Origin of the sequence: Nocardia jejuensis NBRC 103114 (assembly GCF_001613145.1) — a bacterium.
Lineage (GTDB): Bacteria > Actinomycetota > Actinomycetes > Mycobacteriales > Mycobacteriaceae > Nocardia > Nocardia jejuensis.
In genome coordinates, this window is record NZ_BDBU01000019.1 from 42,156 (window position 1) to 58,176 (window position 16,021).

General features: G+C 62.1%; 8 protein-coding genes. 5 read left to right on the forward strand and 3 right to left on the reverse strand.

Going from position 1 to position 16,021, the window contains the following annotated elements; translation table 11 throughout:
* Positions 1–38: 38 nt before the first annotated feature.
* The gene (locus tag NJ1_RS15635; RefSeq protein WP_067694120.1) at positions 39–1,217 is read right to left on the reverse strand and encodes a phage tail tip lysozyme; all 1,179 of its coding nucleotides are present in this window, start codon (positions 1,215–1,217) and stop codon (positions 39–41) included.
* Positions 1,218–1,659: 442 nt separating this feature from the next.
* Here NJ1_RS15635 and NJ1_RS15640 point away from each other — a divergent pair, with 442 nt between their 5' ends.
* The gene (locus tag NJ1_RS15640; protein ID WP_169813146.1) at positions 1,660–7,821 is read left to right on the forward strand and encodes a non-ribosomal peptide synthetase; all 6,162 of its coding nucleotides are present in this window, start codon (positions 1,660–1,662) and stop codon (positions 7,819–7,821) included.
* A 456-nt stretch (positions 7,822–8,277) separates the two neighbouring features.
* On the opposite strand, the gene NJ1_RS15645 is transcribed toward NJ1_RS15640, so the two are convergent.
* Both NJ1_RS15645 and NJ1_RS38075 read right to left on the reverse strand, forming a co-directional pair.
* Complete coding sequence (locus NJ1_RS15645; protein WP_067694126.1) at positions 8,278–9,204, reverse strand: site-specific integrase; 927 nt, start codon at positions 9,202–9,204, stop codon at positions 8,278–8,280.
* A 196-nt stretch (positions 9,205–9,400) separates the two neighbouring features.
* Positions 9,401–10,525, reverse strand: coding sequence for a tyrosine-type recombinase/integrase (locus NJ1_RS38075; RefSeq protein ID WP_169813147.1), 1,125 nt, complete (start codon positions 10,523–10,525; stop codon positions 9,401–9,403).
* Between the two features lie 718 nt (positions 10,526–11,243).
* On the opposite strand from NJ1_RS38075, the gene NJ1_RS38080 reads away from it, so the two are divergent.
* From NJ1_RS38080 to NJ1_RS15665, 4 genes are read left to right on the forward strand one after another with little or no spacing between them, the layout of a single operon-like run.
* Positions 11,244–12,302 (forward strand): GNAT family N-acetyltransferase, encoded by a 1,059-nt coding sequence (locus NJ1_RS38080; RefSeq protein WP_084478277.1) that lies wholly within the window; start codon positions 11,244–11,246, stop codon positions 12,300–12,302.
* Entirely contained in the window at positions 12,292–13,572 is a 1,281-nt protein-coding gene (locus tag NJ1_RS38085) for an MFS transporter (RefSeq protein ID WP_084478279.1), read from the forward strand. The genes NJ1_RS38080 and NJ1_RS38085 overlap by 11 nt, the downstream gene beginning before the upstream one ends.
* Complete coding sequence (locus NJ1_RS15660) at positions 13,551–14,807, forward strand: ATP-grasp domain-containing protein (protein WP_067694134.1); 1,257 nt, start codon at positions 13,551–13,553, stop codon at positions 14,805–14,807. The genes NJ1_RS38085 and NJ1_RS15660 overlap by 22 nt, the downstream gene beginning before the upstream one ends.
* Positions 14,808–14,815: 8 nt before the next feature.
* Positions 14,816–16,015 carry a KamA family radical SAM protein gene (locus NJ1_RS15665; RefSeq protein ID WP_218025204.1) on the forward strand — a complete coding sequence of 400 codons (1,200 nt, stop codon included), beginning with the start codon at positions 14,816–14,818 and terminating at the stop codon, positions 16,013–16,015.
* Positions 16,016–16,021: the final 6 nt, after the last annotated feature.

A 16,021-nucleotide genomic window follows, 5' to 3' on the forward strand; every position in this document is an offset into this window, starting at 1 on the left:
CTATACGAGCGATCGTGCGCGCTAGAGCGCTCGTCGAATCACACCATCGCCGACGGTCCTCTCGTAGACGGTCCCCTCGTCGGGGTATCAGCAAGTGATTTCGCGAACGCCATCGCATAACCGATCCGTTCCTGTCGCGTGGTTCCTTTACTTCGCTCGTAAAACTCGTCGAAATATGCCGCACCCTCGGCCGGCGACAATGCTGCACGTTCACGGAATCCAGCGAAAGCAGCCGATTCCGAGCCATTCAGCTCATACATCATGAAGTCCACCTGCGCTCGCCAGTCGCGCACACGAGCACCCGCGAACGCCTGCAAATTATCATCGCGCCCGCCTTCCCACTGGATCAACCCGATAGCACCTTCCTGCTTGTTCTCGTTCCCCGGTTTAAGTCCAGACTCGACCTGCATGTTGCCGAGAATGGCGACAGCTTCGTTGTGCGTTAATTTGTATTTGCCTCGGAGATAGCTATAGATCTCCTGGGGATCTACCGGCTGCTCGTCGTCAATCGGTTGATTGCGCGGAAAACCGGCCTTGCCGAGCTTCTGACTGCCCGATCCACCATACAAACGATCTGAACCACCCCTCGACATTGAAGGCATTACCACCCCACCACCACTGCCTGCAGGCAGGCTCGCATCCGAACCGACCGGTGCCGAGACTTGGTCGCTGATGCCTCCTGCCCGAGTCTTCATCTCCGCGATAGCCTTGAGCACTCTGTCGTGCGTCTTGCCCACCGCGCCCGCAATTGCCGACATCAGGGACGTCTCCACGCCTGCAGGCAGATATTTGCTCGGGTAAGGATCGTCAATGCTGGGTTTGGGTCGAATAGCTGGTGGAGTGTTCTGCAGCGTCACCCTCAATTCGGTCACGTAGTGATCGATATCGGACGAGACCTCCCCGAGGAGCACCGACACTGACGCGGTGGATGTGCCGACATCGCGGTCACTCACCTGAATCTGAGTCTTCGCAGAGTCGAGTTGTTGCGCAAGGTCCTTGTAGTCGGTGACTGTCACCGCACTGGACGCGTGATCGATGGTCAAGACCTGCCGGTCACCTGCGAGTTGCGTGAGGAAATCGGGGACAGTCCCACCCGGGCCGACAATGTGGAGGTAGGCCTCGATCGCCGTAGTACCCCAGTCGATGAAACCGCTCAGAGCTGTCGATGCTCCATCTGGATGCGGTAAGGGTGGATCCACCTTGTACCGACTGCTCATCAGGCACCGCCTTTGACTGCCGTGTCGGATCTTGCTCGCACTCAGCCACACGCGCCGGCCAGCGCGCCGATGCCTCCCAGTCTTGATCATTCCCGAGGATGAGAAGAGCACCGCCGAGCCGCATACGTTGCCTGCACTGCTTGCTCTCCCGCTCAGTGACCGTGCGAGCACAGACCGCCGCCCGAGTTACAGCTCACCGGGCAAACCTTCCCAGTAGTGGGATGACCACCGCGTACCGGTCGACCAATCACGGGCGCGACCACATATCTGTGCCGATCGAAACACACACTGCCCCAACGGAACATCTCTTCCTTGCGGTTGCCACGCGATCAGGTTCACGGTCTCCGATCACCTACCCCGGATCGAAGAATCACACGGTGACTCCGTCGATGAGTCATAGCATCAGCGAGGCATCCCCCTCCCCACCATGGCAGGACAACATATGCGTGACGGAACCCGTCTGACTGACACCCGCTCCCCTCGTCCCCGACGCGGGAGCACCACAGCTGGTCGGACGCTGCCATCACTGCTAGCTGCCGCTGCCGCACACAGTCCCGACACCATCGCCGTCCTCACCGAGGGCACCACACTCAGCTATCGAGCGCTCGACGCGCACACCAACCAATGGGCTCGCAAACTGTGCGCGCTCGGCATCGGACCCGAGGACCGGGTTGCCATTGCACTACCCCGATCGGTGGATTCGATCAGCGCCACATGGGCGATCGCCAAGACCGGAGCCGCGTTCGTACCGGTAGATCCCACTGCCCCCCGTGCACGGATCGACTACCAACTCACCGACAGTGGATGCACCTATGGACTCACTCATCAGCGGTATCTGATCGATCCTCCCGCCAACATCCGCTGGCTAGCGGTCGACGACCCACACCTGCGCGAGCAACTGGCATTGGAACCGACAAGCGCGATCTCCTATCTCGATCGCCGTGCACCACTACGCATCTCGAACATCGCCTACATGATCTACACCTCCGGCTCGACCGGAAAACCCAAGGGTGTGGGTGTCACACACGCAGGGCTCGAGAGCCTCTGCGCGCATCTGCGCACCAGCCTGGCGGTCACCACCAATGCACGGGCACTGCACTGCGCCTCACTGAGTTTCGACGCCTCTATCCTCGAACTGCTCATGACGATCGGGTCCGCCGCCACATTGGTGATCGCCCCGCCCACGATCATGGGCGGGGCAGAACTCGCCGAATTCCTGCATCGGCATCGCATCACCCATGCGTTCTTGACCCCCTCGGTCTTGGCAACCATCAACCCCGACGGGCTCGATACCCTCACCACGCTCGTCGTGGGCGGAGAACCCTGCCCACCCTCACTGCTCACGCAATGGGCCAGCACCGACAGACGCTTCCATAACCTCTACGGCCCCACCGAAACCACCATCGCGGCCACCCTGAGCAGACCACTGCACTCTGACACCGCCGTGACCATCGGGGCGACGATCCCCGGCGTGGGCTACCGAGTACTGGACGTACGACTTCGACCGGCCGCCCCGGGCGCGATCGGCGAGCTGTATCTGACGGGTCCCGCTCTCGCACGCGGATACCCAGGACAAGAACAGTTGACCGCCGAACGATTCGTCGCGGACCCACTCGGCACCGCGGGTGAACGCATGTACCGCACAGGAGACCTGGTTCGCCGCCTCGACACCGGCAACCTCGAATATCACGGGCGCACCGATCACCAAGTCAAAATTCGCGGCCAACGGATCGAGCTCGGAGAGATCGAGCACGCGCTGACTCACCTGCCGGGTGTAGAGGCCGCCGTCACCGTGGCTCGCGCCACTGCAACCGGCGACACCGAACTCGTCGCCTTCGTGCGAGCACAACCGCACACCCAACCACACCCCACCGAACTCACCGACGCCCTCGCAACGCAATTGCCGACCTTCATGCTGCCGAACTCGGTGACCGTGTTGGACCAGTTCCCTCTGACACCCACCGGAAAAATCGACAGAACCGCACTGCGTGCACTATCCACACATCGGGACCCCGCCCTTGCGCGCCCCGCGGCGAACGTCGGCGAACAAGCGATCACCGACGTCTTCGCTCACGTACTGGGGCACCAAAACCTCGGCAGCGATACCGACTTCTTCACCGCCGGCGGCAACTCTCTCCTGGCGACCCAGGTAGCAGCCCGCCTGAGCGATACCTGGCAGTTACGCATCCCCACCCAACTGATCTTCGATCACCCGACCGTCGCCACCCTCACCAAAGCAATCCGTTCCCAGCATTTCGACGCACCGCGACCACGGCTACAGGCCGGCATCCGGCCCGAACGAATCCCCCTCTCCCCCAATCAACTACGGTTCTGGCTGCGCAACCAATTCGATACCGCCTCCGCCGTGGACAACATCGGGTTCGCTCTACACCTGACCGGCATCGACGAACCCTCGCTCCACGCCGCACTCAACGACGTGCTCACCCGCCACGAAGCCCTGCGCACTCGATACCCCACCGACGAAAGCGGCCCCTACCAACAGATCCTGGACCCCGCCTCGGTCACCGATCTGTTCGCCACGCGCGACATCGACACGCACGACATCTCCGCACACGTACATCGCATTCTGCGCGCGGGCTTCGATGTCACCACCCACGTCCCACTGCGGGTACGGCTACTGCGCACACCAGATGAACACATCCTGGTCTGCGCCATGCACCACATCTGTGCCGACGGCTCGTCCCTGGCACCCCTGGCCACCGACCTGACGCTGGCCTACACCTCACGCCGCACAGGAAACACACCCACCTGGACTCCGATCAGCGTGCAGTACGCCGACTACGCACTCTGGCAACAGAACCTGCTCGGCGACAGACACACCGCCGGCTCTCTCCTGGCACAACAACTGCGATACTGGCAGCAAGAGCTCGACGGCCTGCCCGAACAACTCGATCTGCCCAGCGACCGGCCCCGCCCAGCGATCGCGTCACTTCGCGGAGCCAGTCTCGACGGCACTGTCCCCTCGCAGGTCCACAGGCAACTGCTCGAGTTCGCACGCAGTCGACACGCGAGCATATTCATGGTGATGCGCACCGCGCTGGCGATCCTGCTCGCCCGCCTCTCCGACACCCGAGACATCGCGATCGGCGTGCCGATGACCAACCGCGCCGAACCTGCCCTCAACGGTGTCGTCGGCATGTTCGTCAACACCACGGTCTCACGCACACGTCTGGATCTCGCCGAAAGCTTCGTCTCGCTGCTTGCACGAACCCGCATTCAGGACCTGACCAACTTCGCCCACTCCGACGTGCCCTTCGAACACGTCGTGGACACGATCGACCCCATACGTTCTCCCGGACGTCACCCGCTCTACCAAGTCGGGTTCGCCTTCCAGAACTTCACCCAAGCCCACCTCGAAATACCCGACACCGCCACGACAATGGTCGAAGTCGACTCCGACACCGTCAAAACCGACCTGCACATCGGCGTGATCGACACCCGAAATACCGACGGCACCCCCGGACCCATCGCCATACGATTCGGCTACAGCACCGACCTGTTCGACCAATCGACAGTGCAGGCATTCCTCGACGCCTACCTGCATCTACTCTCCTCGATCCTCACCGACCCACACACCCCCGTCGGAGACCTGGCACTCACCGACGACAACCCGCCGAACCGGCTGCACGGTGCCGACCACCCCGTGCCACACGAACCCCTCGGCGCGGCTCTGATACGCCAAGCAGCTCGAGAACCGGACGCAATCGCGGTGACCTGTGGCATCGACTCGATCACTTACGCTCACCTGCACGCCCGCGTCACCCGACTGGCGCGCTGGTTGATCACCCAGAAAATCGGCCCCGAATCGATCGTCGCTGTCGCCATGCGCCGATCGATCGACCAAGTCGTGACGCTGCACGCAATCGCCGAAGCAGGCGCAGCATGGGTACCGATCGACCCCGACCATCCGCACCAACGGATCGAGCACATCCTGCAATCGGCTGGCGCCCAAATGATCCTGACAACCACCAGCGACCAGTTCACCACCGGAAACCCTCACACGATCGACACGCTCGACCTTGCCGAATTCCCCAGCGCACCGGTACACGACCGTGAACGCACCACCCCGCTACACCCCGACCACCCCGCCTACGTGATCTACACCTCCGGATCCACCGGCCGCCCCAAAGGCGTCGTGGTCACCCATCATGCGATCGTCAACCAACTCACCTGGATGCGCACTCGTTACCACGTCGAACCCCCCGACATCTATCTGCACAAAACCGCTGCCACTTTCGACGTCTCACTCTGGGGATACTTCCTGCCCCTCTCGAGCGGGGCTCGACTGGTCCTGGCCACACACGACGAACACCGCGACCCCCACGCAATCGCTCGGCTGATCGACACACACCACATCACCCTGACCGATTTCGTCCCCACCATGCTCACCCTCCTCACACGATCGGCACAGCCACATCAACTGTGTTCTCTGCGGGCGGTATTCGTCATCGGAGAGGCACTGCCGCCCGATACAGCGCGCGCGTTCACCACCCTGTGTCCCGCGCAACTGCACAACCTCTACGGACCCACCGAAGCCGCTGTCAGCATCACCGAACATCACGTCCAGGACACCGATCTGTGCACACCCACCGTGCCGATCGGCGTGCCGGCATGGAACAGCCAATGCCACATCATCGATTCACGCCTGCACCCCACCGCCGCACGCGCGGCGGGAGAACTCATGCTCGCCGGTGACCAACTCGCACGCGGCTACCATCGTGCCCCCGCACTGACCGCGGCCAGATTCGTCGCCAATCCCTTCGGCGCACCCGGCACGCGTATCTATCGCAGCGGCGATTTGGCCCGCGTGGGCTCCCACGCCACGCTGGACTACCTGGGACGTACCGACTCGCAAATCAAAATCCGCGGCCATCGCATCGAACTGGCGGAGATCGAATCGGTCCTCCTCGAGGATCCCGCGGTGGCGCAAGCCGCCGCCGCGGTACGACGCCGCAACGGCAACGACTGCTTGCTCGCATACGTGGTCCCGCGACCCGGCGCCACCGCGGATCCGAAACTGCTGCGGCGCCACCTGTCCGACACCTTGCCCAGCTACATGATTCCCTCGAATGTGACCGTGATCCCCGAACTTCCGGTCAACACCAGCGGAAAGCTCGACCGTGCAGCCCTGCCAGAACCCCCCTTCACCACGACCGAAGACACCGTCCCCACCACCGTTCTCGAACGCAACATCGCCCAGGTGTTTCGCGACGTACTCGACGTCCCGCGCATCGGTGTCACCGATGATTTCTTCGAGCTGGGCGGATCCTCGCTGCTGATATTCCTGCTGCACCAACGACTCGCACAACAACTCGGCCACGACGTTCCCATGCGCGCAATCCTGGCCGCACCCTCCGTCCGCGGTGTAGCGGCCTACCTCACCGGAAACCAATCACCGCACCCACACAGCCAGCCTGCGATCGATGCCATCCTCGAACCATCCATCATCGCGCCCGAGCCGATGCCTCGCGCCAATGAACCAGCACACCAGGTGCTACTGACCGGTGCCACCGGGTTTCTCGGCACACACCTGCTTCACGAGTTGCTCACCACCACGAACGCACACGTATGGTGTCTGGTCCGCGCAACAGACCACGAATCCGCGCGGCACCGAATCATCGAATCCCTCAAACGCTTTCAGCTACCCACCGCACTGGTCGATCAGCGTGTCTCGGCGCTGCGCGCCGACCTGGGCGCCCCACTACTGGGACTCGAACCCGCACAATTCGCACAACTCGCCGACCAAGTGGATGCGATCTACCACAACGGAGCACGAGTCAATCATCTCGACCCATACGAACGCCTACGCCAAGTCAACGTGCAAGGCACTCGATCGATACTGCAGCTGGCCACGACCCTCCGAATCAAGCCGGTGCACTTCATCTCCACTCTCGGAGCCGCGATACCAGCCAACCAGGTCCCGCGCATCGTCGCGGAAGACGACCGGCTCCATGCGCACCAAGTGCAAGACAATGGGTATCTGACCTCGAAATGGGTTGGCGAGGAATTGATTCGCCAAGCCGGAGAGCGTGGAGTGCCCACTACGATCTTCCGACCTGGCACAATCTGCGGCCACACCCGCACTGCCGTCAACAACCCCGACGACGCCTTCTGGAACATGATTCGCGCCGCCGCCATCCTCGCTGCCGCGCCACCAATGGACGATGCGCGCGTGTCACTTGTTCCGGTCGACTATGTCGCACAAGCAATCATCGCCATCACCACCCAGCCACGCCAACACAGTGTTTATCACTTGGTCAACCACACACCCGTCGCTGTCGATGAGGTCCTGCAATGCCTGCGCGAACACGGTCTACCGATCGCAGTGACCTCACTCGACGCACTCCGCCGCGAACTGGAGGAGCAGTCGAACACCCGAGCCACCAGCGGCGATGATTCCCTCACACGCGCGGCACTGCTGGCACCTACCTTCGCCGCGCTCGCCGCTCACACTCAATACTCCGACACCTACACCCGAAAAATGCTGCATGGCAAAACTATTCACTGCCCCGCCGTCGATCGGGAACTGATACACCGCTACATCGCACAGTTCTCCAGGGAAGGCTATCTGTCGGCACCCTAAGGACGAAGACTCGGCACAACGACTCACGCAGCGTAATCCTGTAAAGCCTTCTGCGCGTTGCGTGACTGGTGTGGCGTGATCACACGCACCGCCACCACGCCCACCGCAGCATCGCCGCATATGTGGTGATGCTGCGCGCGGCACATGCATGAGTTCTCGATCGATACTCTTGCCGAGCCGGCGAGCGAATGACGAGTCTCAGCCCCCATCGCACTCGGGTCGGTGCCTGGCGAGCGGTCACCGCACTGAGAAAACGAACTGCGACACGGGGATCGACCACCAGTGCATCGCAGCTCGCAGATCCACCACATGCATCGGGTTCTTCGTCGAGGCGGTCCTGTTTGATCCAGCCGTCATGTCGGTTGGGTTCGACAGACGGAAATATAGTGCATACATACGCATATATAGATAAATGTATGTAGTGTGGCGTCACTGTCGGTAGAGCACCGAATCTGGCTAATAGATACCAAATCTTGCGGCGATGGTATCGACCTTGTCCAGGAGCTCGTCGAGTTCGTTCAGCAGAGGCTGAGCACGCCAGCGTGCGGCGATACCTCGCTCGTGATAACCCTGGTCGAGATCACCAGGCAGTGCGCTCCGCGTCTTGGGCCCGAGAAGACGAGCGCTCGCGATCGTCGCGATCTGATCAGCGGAGAGCGGATCGAGCTCAGCCACGACACCCACCGCCATGCCACGCGAGTCGAAGTCGCACAACAACGGCTGGTCGCGATACTCCCCAGGCAGCGACACCAACGCGGAATCGTCACCGTCGGAATGAGGTTCGGACAGCAGAACACACAAGTGACGGTGGCCTACCGCAGAAGGAGCGTGGACCAAAATCTCGTGCCAGCGTCGAAAGATCTCGACCGGGCAAGTGTCACGCTGGTGTGTGGCCGGCAAACTCAACAGCGGTTGAGAGCCGAGCTGGACTTCGTCCTCGGTGAGAATCACATCGCGTTGCTTCAACTCCGCGACCTGACGCCAGGTGAGCCCCGACGCGGCCAGCAAAACGATGACCGCATCACGGCGGCCGATGAGCGCCTCGGGCCAACCGAACATCGGCAGGCGAGCAACGGCGAGATCCGCATACAGTCGCACCGCGTGCAAACGCTCGGCCCGACCGGGATTGAGCACACGCCGCACCGCTTCGGCCGCACCAGGAATCGGCTGTCTGGCCCGCTGATGGGCGGCATTGAGCGCAGTCAGGCGACCGCGTTGAGTTGCGAGGGTACCCGGATACTCGCTCAGATAAGCCAGCACCGTGCACGCCGAGGCCGGCAGCGCAATCAGGTCGGCGGCAGCAGCCCAGCGAACGAATTGCCGCCACTCGCGCGCATGTTCACGGCTCAGCCCCACATCATCCGTGAACGCACCGGCGATCATGGATTCCGTCCCTCGCCTCTCCGCCCCGCCCACTGCGATCAGGGTCCTCTCCTCGACTCGACCCGCTGCGTACTCCGATAACCAGCACACGTGGTTCGGGACGCTGCGTTAGCACCAAGCGCGTCGACGTCTCGATCTCCGAACCTGCCTTGTTATTCAATCGCACGCACCGGTAGTGGGTCACGCTTGTGCCTCCCTACAACCCCGTCGAAGAGGCGGCACTGCGCTGCGCACGACGGCGATCGTATCGTTGCGCGCTCGCAGGATTTCGATATCCGGCCAAGGCCATGACCTGTTCGTCCGTGGCTCCATCGTCATACATCTGAGTTGACACGCCCGCACGCAGGGAGTGCCCGCTTCGGCGGCCGATTCCGGCCTCGCGAGAGCGCGCGTTGATGATTGCGCTGACCGATCGCCCGGATAGGGCGGTCTCCGGTGCATGCGGGATTCCGCCGTGCGACAACGACCGGAATATGCTGGCAGCGGCGCGACCGACCAGCCAGGTTCCGCCACAGCAGTGCTCACGTGGGTCGCCGGTATCTCGACGTAGCAGTCGCTGCACAGCAACAGAGCGAGCGTCGCTGAGAGCCTCACCGCTTCGGCCACGGGCAGCCTCGGCCGCCGAGTCGCAGGCATACAAGACCGCGATCCATCGCGCCAGCCCACACCACGAACACATCAACCCATCGCGCGATCCACGCGGGCGATAAATAAACTGCGCACGACCATGACCAATACTGTTGCCCGGCAATCGCATACGCAATAACCGCTCATTCACGGTGTCGTCCTCGACCACTGCCAGATCACCGATCGTGAGCGCAACGGTGTCACTGCGGCGACGCGCGAAGTCGTAGCTCACAAGGATCAAAGCAATATCGCGACGGGCGGCCACCTGCGCGCGCCATGTCCGCGCATCAGCATGAGCCGTCTCGACCATGGATTGCACATCCGACAGAACGGCAACCGGTGCACGAAGCAGAGTTTCGCCAGACACGGCACGTGTCTTGCGAATTCCACGACGGGTACGACGCGCAGAGGGATCCGCGGTCGGATCGGCCAGCCCGGCCTGACCATGCATACACGCGATCGCCGCCCGCCACACCTCGAGGGTGCTCGAAGCCACCGGATTGTCAGAATCATCGGCGGCTTGGGTCATGTATCTATTGATCGTTTGCGGACTCGCGGGCAACGAAACATGCCCCGTCCGCTCACACCAGGCAGTGAACCGTTTCCACGCCCATATGTAGGTACGCACAGTATTGTTCGAGTCTGCGGATGCGGCATACGCGGCCACGCGCGCGTCAAGGTCGTCGAAGTCCATCCGGTCTGAATCCGCGATCATCTCCGGCGACCCGCACACCGCGCTGGGCCATCGAGACATTCCTTCTCAGCAGGCCAACTCATCGAGCACGCCCCAGCCGTGCGATCTGGCACACCACACCCCTGGCGCAACTCGTGATGATCGAAAACAGAGCGCATCAGATGACATTCCTTTCAACACTCGGGCACGCCCAAGGAACCAGGTCCACTCCCCCGGACGGACGAGGCACACCCCGTCATCGATCGTCAACTCTCTCATGGGATCTGGACGAGACCTATCTCCGACGGTCTGCAACGGTCAGTGCGAGCCCTGCCTGACACCTGAACAGGCGGCGAGACCACATGCAACGCGCACGATCGCGCGGAGCCGATCTCCCTGTACCGCACCCGACGCTCGGCTGGTGCGGTACTCATCCGGAGCGCCCCCCACACTTGAACAGCAGTTAACGGGCCGCTATCTAACGTCTTATAGGGATATTGCTCTTGACTAGGGTTCCCACCGGTCCTTGCGATTGGCGACGAACCGGTCGCAACTGATTGCCAGATCCGACTGTGACCAAGCATAACCCTGGAATAGACCGAGTCGGCAACATGATCTGGCTAAACAGGACAGTTATTGATACACTGACTGACGGCACAATATATAACGTATTAATTGATGTTCGCGTTCGGGTGAGTGATCCATGGGCCACCCACCCCCATGAGGTGCGGGATGACCCATGCATGTCGATTTGAGAGCCACATTCGTTCGCCCCTCCCACTGGATCGACCTCGCAGCAGAAACGTCCGACTACACCGTGTCAGTCCCCTGGCTCGACACCATGGGACCGCTCCTTCCCGGTGAACCTCGATGGCTGGTGATTTCGGTGGACGGGCATCCACAGGTCGGGCTGCATGCCCGGTGGCTGCAGTCTCCACCTGCCGATGCTCGGTTCGATATCGCAGCCGCGCTGCGCGGCGATCTCCCCTCCCCCGCGCCACGAAAACCATCAACCGCGCGATCCGATACCTCGGCACTGTATCCGTCCGTGCTTGTGACCCTCCCCGGATACTCTTGTGCGGCAGCCGGTTCCGGCGCTGCCGATCCGGCTTCACTGACAGAAACGCTGACCGCACTGGATACCTGGGCCGCGGCACAAGGGGCACGATCAGTGTCGTTTCTGTACCTGGCCGAACGACAGGAGCTGATACGTCGAGCTCTCATCCAGTTCGGCGCAGCAGCAGTCGAACTGTATCCAACATGTGTACTTCCGCTGAGATTCGAAAGCATGGACGAATACCTGAACCACCTGCCCCGTCCCCGCCGCAAGGGCATCGGACGGATCCTGCGCCGCCTCGCAGAGAAGGATATGAGCGTCGGCGAGGTCGATCTGGCCGAGGTACGCGACGACGTATTGGAACTACGCCTCGCACTGCTGCGCAAATACAACTCCCCCGCCGATCGTGAAACGCAATCCGCAGCGCTGGATCGAATGCTGACACACTACCGTCGCGAAGACATCGTAGTGACCGCGGTACAGCACGAGGGCCGGATCGTCGGCTTCACCCATGGTCTGCGTAACGGAAATACACTGCGCCAGTTATGGTGCGGGCAACTCCCCGAAGCGGACGGCGCCTACTTCGTCACCTCCTTCTACGCACAAGTCCGCGCTGCATTGCAGAGAGGCATCGAACGTATCGACTACGGCACTCTCGAATGGGGTCTCAAAACCGATCATGGCGCACGATTGGAGTCACTTGTCGGCTACACCTGGACGGTGACTGGCGATGGTCGGTAACCGGCTGTTCCTTCTCGGCCAATCGACCTCGCTGCTCGGTGACGGCTTGGCCGTTCTGTCCGTACCTCTGCTCGTATTACAACTGACCGCGAGTCCGGTCCTGTCCGCACTTGCCGCAGCCCCGCGCGTGATCGGCTATCTGATCGCTGGACTGCCCGCGGGCCCACTGGTGGATCACACCAACCCATGGCGCGTACTGCTCGCCGCAGACGCTGTACGAATGGCCGTCTTCGTACTGATGGCCATGGCACTAGTGATTGGACGATGCCCAGTCGCGGCAATCCTCGCCCTCGCCGGCGTTGCCGGTGTGGCCACAGTATTCTTCGAAACAGCACTCGCCGTCGCGATCCGGGACATATACACAGGCACACAACTGCTACGCGTCAACGGATTTCTGGAAACCTCCGGACAACTTTCACTCGTACTAGGTCCGGCTACAGTGGGTGTGCTCATAGCCGCAGCAGGCCAACAAGCGGCTCTGCTGACAAATGCGGCAACTTTCGCCATATCGGCTCTGACCGTATGGACAACATACCAACGCCTGCAGCCCCCGGAATTCACCAAAATCACCAGTATCGCGACGGAAGATCGTACGGGGACAGCACCGAACGTCCTCGGGTCCCTCGGCACAGAATTCCGGGCGGGACTGCGGTACCTCCTCACCGAGCCCTTCATCGCAGGCATCACGGCGCTGCAAGTGATGACCTCGTTCGGCCTCGCGACCGAGACACTGATCCCGTTCTTCGCCCATGAGCGCCTCGGCGCTTCCTCCGCACTGATGGGCCTCGTCCTCGCCGGAGGGGGAGTCGGCGGAGCGTTCGGTGCGCTGATCACAGCTGCAATCGGAGCGCGCTGGTCACCGATTCCCGCATGCCTGACTGCTGCGCTCATCATGGCCCTCGGGCTCACCTCAGCGGGCTTCGCCCCCGGCCTTGTATGGCTGGCTGCAGCTAACGCGCTCCTTGCCGGGGCGTCCATGGTCGTGGTCGTCGTGGTCCGCACACTGCGCCAGCAAGTCGTACCACGAGCGCTACTGGGCCGGGTTACCAGCGCAGCCCGCTCGCTCGTACTCGTAGCCGCGGCAGCGGGCACGATGCTCGCTGGAGTACTCACCCGATTCGGCGGCGACAACCCACGACCGGTCTTCATCGGCGCCGCTGTGTTCGTCGCGGGGTCCACCGCGCTGGTGTGGATGCGCATCCTCGGCCCCCTCTCACACCGCCTTCGCAAAACCGACAGGAGTGATCAGTGCGCCCCCATATCCTCGTGATTCACCGCTCCCGCGGGCCCATCGTCGCGTACCTGGACCACATCGATCACACCACCAACACCGTGACCTATGTCTGCGCCACACAAGTCCTCGACCGCATCCCACAACATGCAGCAACCGAGACTGTGATCTTCGACGACACCGAACCAGTGCACGACATCGTCCGCACACTCATCACACGACATGGCATACCCGAACGCATCGTGGCAATCAGTGAGACAGATCTGCTGACAGCCGCACAACTGCGATCAGAGTTCGGCATCGCCGGCGACACACCAGCGCACGCATTACCATTCCGGGACAAGCTGGTCATGTACGAACGGGCGACGGCAGCCGGCATCGCGGTACCCGCCTTCGCGGATGCACCAAACGCAACGGCGATCTCGACATTCGCTAGGCGATTCGGGTGGCCCGTGCTCGTCAAACCCCGACTGGGTGCCGCCAGCCGCGACATCGTCACCTTGCGCCATGCCGCCGAACTCGCGAACCTGCCCGATTTACAGGACGAACCCTTTCTCGTCCAACGGTTGTGCCCCGACGAGACCGGCTCGGTCGACGGGGTCTGGACAGGCACCGAACTCGGGCCCTGGCGCGGCTCACGCTATCTCCACAGCTGCCTGGACTTCGCCACCGGCCAAAACAGTTGGGGAACAATCGACATCGACGACCAGGCGCTCAACGTGAAAATGGCAGACTTCGCGTGCTCAGTGCTGACAGCATTGAGCGCGGGCACCCCCACCGTGTTTCACCTCGAACTGTTCTTGGGGCCAGTCAACGCCCCGCGACTGCAACTGCTGGAGATCGCTGGACGGATCCCTGGGGCCGAAGCCACTCACCTTTGGCGCGAGGTACACCATTACGACCTAGTCGGCGCAGCGCTGGACATCCAGATGGGCCGCAGCCCGACGGCACCACCGCGTGGGCCTGGACAACTCGCCGGCCAGCTACTCGTACGCCCTCCCCTACCACCACCTTGTGTGGTCACGGCCACGCGACTCGACGTCTCACCCGAATACGCGCCCTACCACTATGCGATTCCGGCTGTCGGTCAAGCCATTACCGAAACAAGCGGATATGTGGGGATCGGCGCCAGCTTCAGGTTTCGCGCCGACACCTCACGGGCCGTTGCCGACGCCATCGCACATACCGCGTCCGGATTCCGAATTGACTGTGCCACTACAGAATTCGAGAAGAAGGCGAAATACCCGCAACCACCACAACTCTCGGTCGAGTAGGTACAGCCATGAAACTATTCACCGGCGAACGACTCGCGGGACTCGCCCGACGTCGTGGATTGCCCGAAAATTATTTGCGGGACCTGCGGGTCGTATCCGCTGTGCTTCCCTTCCGAGTCAACGACTATGTCGCCGACGAGCTCATCGACTGGGCTGCAGTACCCGAGGATCCGATTTTCCGACTGACCTTCCCTCATCGGGACATGTTGCCACCCCCCATGTTCAACGCTGTGGCGGAACTGCTCGATGCGGGCGCTCCACGCGATGTACTTGCTCAGACGACGGCATCGGCTCGGCGCGCGCTTAATCCGCATCCTGGTGGACAGATCGAAGACAACGTTCCCATGCTGGGCGGACACCCGGTACTCGGCCTGCAACACAAGTACCGAGAAACGGTGCTCGTGTTCCCGTCACAGGGTCAGACATGTCAAGCCTACTGCGGATATTGCTTCCGCTGGGCGCAATTTGTCGGCACAGAAACCCGCCAAGCACTGTCCAGTCCGGATCGCCTGGTCGGATACCTGCGCGAGCATCCGGAGGTGACAGATCTGCTGTTCACCGGAGGCGACCCGATGATCATGCGGACGGAGATCCTGCGTCGCTGGGTCACGCCTTTTCTTGCAGCCGACCTAGAGCACATCGCCACCTTACGATTCGGCACCAAGGCACTCTCGTATTGGCCTGCCCGCTTCGTCGACGACCCCGATTCGGACGATCTACTCAAGTTACTGGAACAGTGCGGGGCAGCCGGCCGTCACGTGACAGTGATGGCCCATTTCTCTCACCCGCGTGAACTGCAAACCATCGCAGCACAACGAGCCATCGCGCGGGTTCGCGACACCGGCGCAGTGATCCGTACCCAAGCACCGCTGGTCGCACACGTCAACGATGACGCCGAAACATGGGCAACGCTATGGCAGCGGTCTGTGGAGGCCGGAATCATTCCGTACTACATGTTTATCGACCGTGACACAGGCGCACGCAGCTACTTCGAGGTTTCACTCGCGCGCGCTCTACACATCTACAGGGAGGCGATCTCCCGAGTTTCAGGCTTGGCATCGTGCTCGACGGCGACCCCACGATCCAAGGCGAACACGTCTTCGCGCTACGCATGCTCCAGGCGCGTAACCCCGAACAGGTCGGGCAGCAATTCTTCGCACGATACGACCACACCGCACATTGGCTCGACGACCTCCAGCCCGCGTTAGGCAGCA

Excerpts from the sequence above, each read along its gene's own strand:
- NJ1_RS15635 (WP_067694120.1), bottom strand. The coding sequence starts at position 1,217 with ATGAGCAGTCGGTACAAGGTGGATCCACCCTTACCGCATCCAGATGGA.
- NJ1_RS15640 (WP_169813146.1), top strand. The coding sequence starts at position 1,660 with ATGCGTGACGGAACCCGTCTGACTGACACCCGCTCCCCTCGTCCCCGA.
- NJ1_RS15645 (WP_067694126.1), bottom strand. The coding sequence starts at position 9,204 with ATGATCGCCGGTGCGTTCACGGATGATGTGGGGCTGAGCCGTGAACAT.
- NJ1_RS38075 (WP_169813147.1), bottom strand. The coding sequence starts at position 10,525 with ATGGACTTCGACGACCTTGACGCGCGCGTGGCCGCGTATGCCGCATCC.
- NJ1_RS38080 (WP_084478277.1), top strand. The coding sequence starts at position 11,244 with ATGCATGTCGATTTGAGAGCCACATTCGTTCGCCCCTCCCACTGGATC.
- NJ1_RS38085 (WP_084478279.1), top strand. The coding sequence starts at position 12,292 with ATGGTCGGTAACCGGCTGTTCCTTCTCGGCCAATCGACCTCGCTGCTC.
- NJ1_RS15665 (WP_218025204.1), top strand. The coding sequence starts at position 14,816 with ATGAAACTATTCACCGGCGAACGACTCGCGGGACTCGCCCGACGTCGT.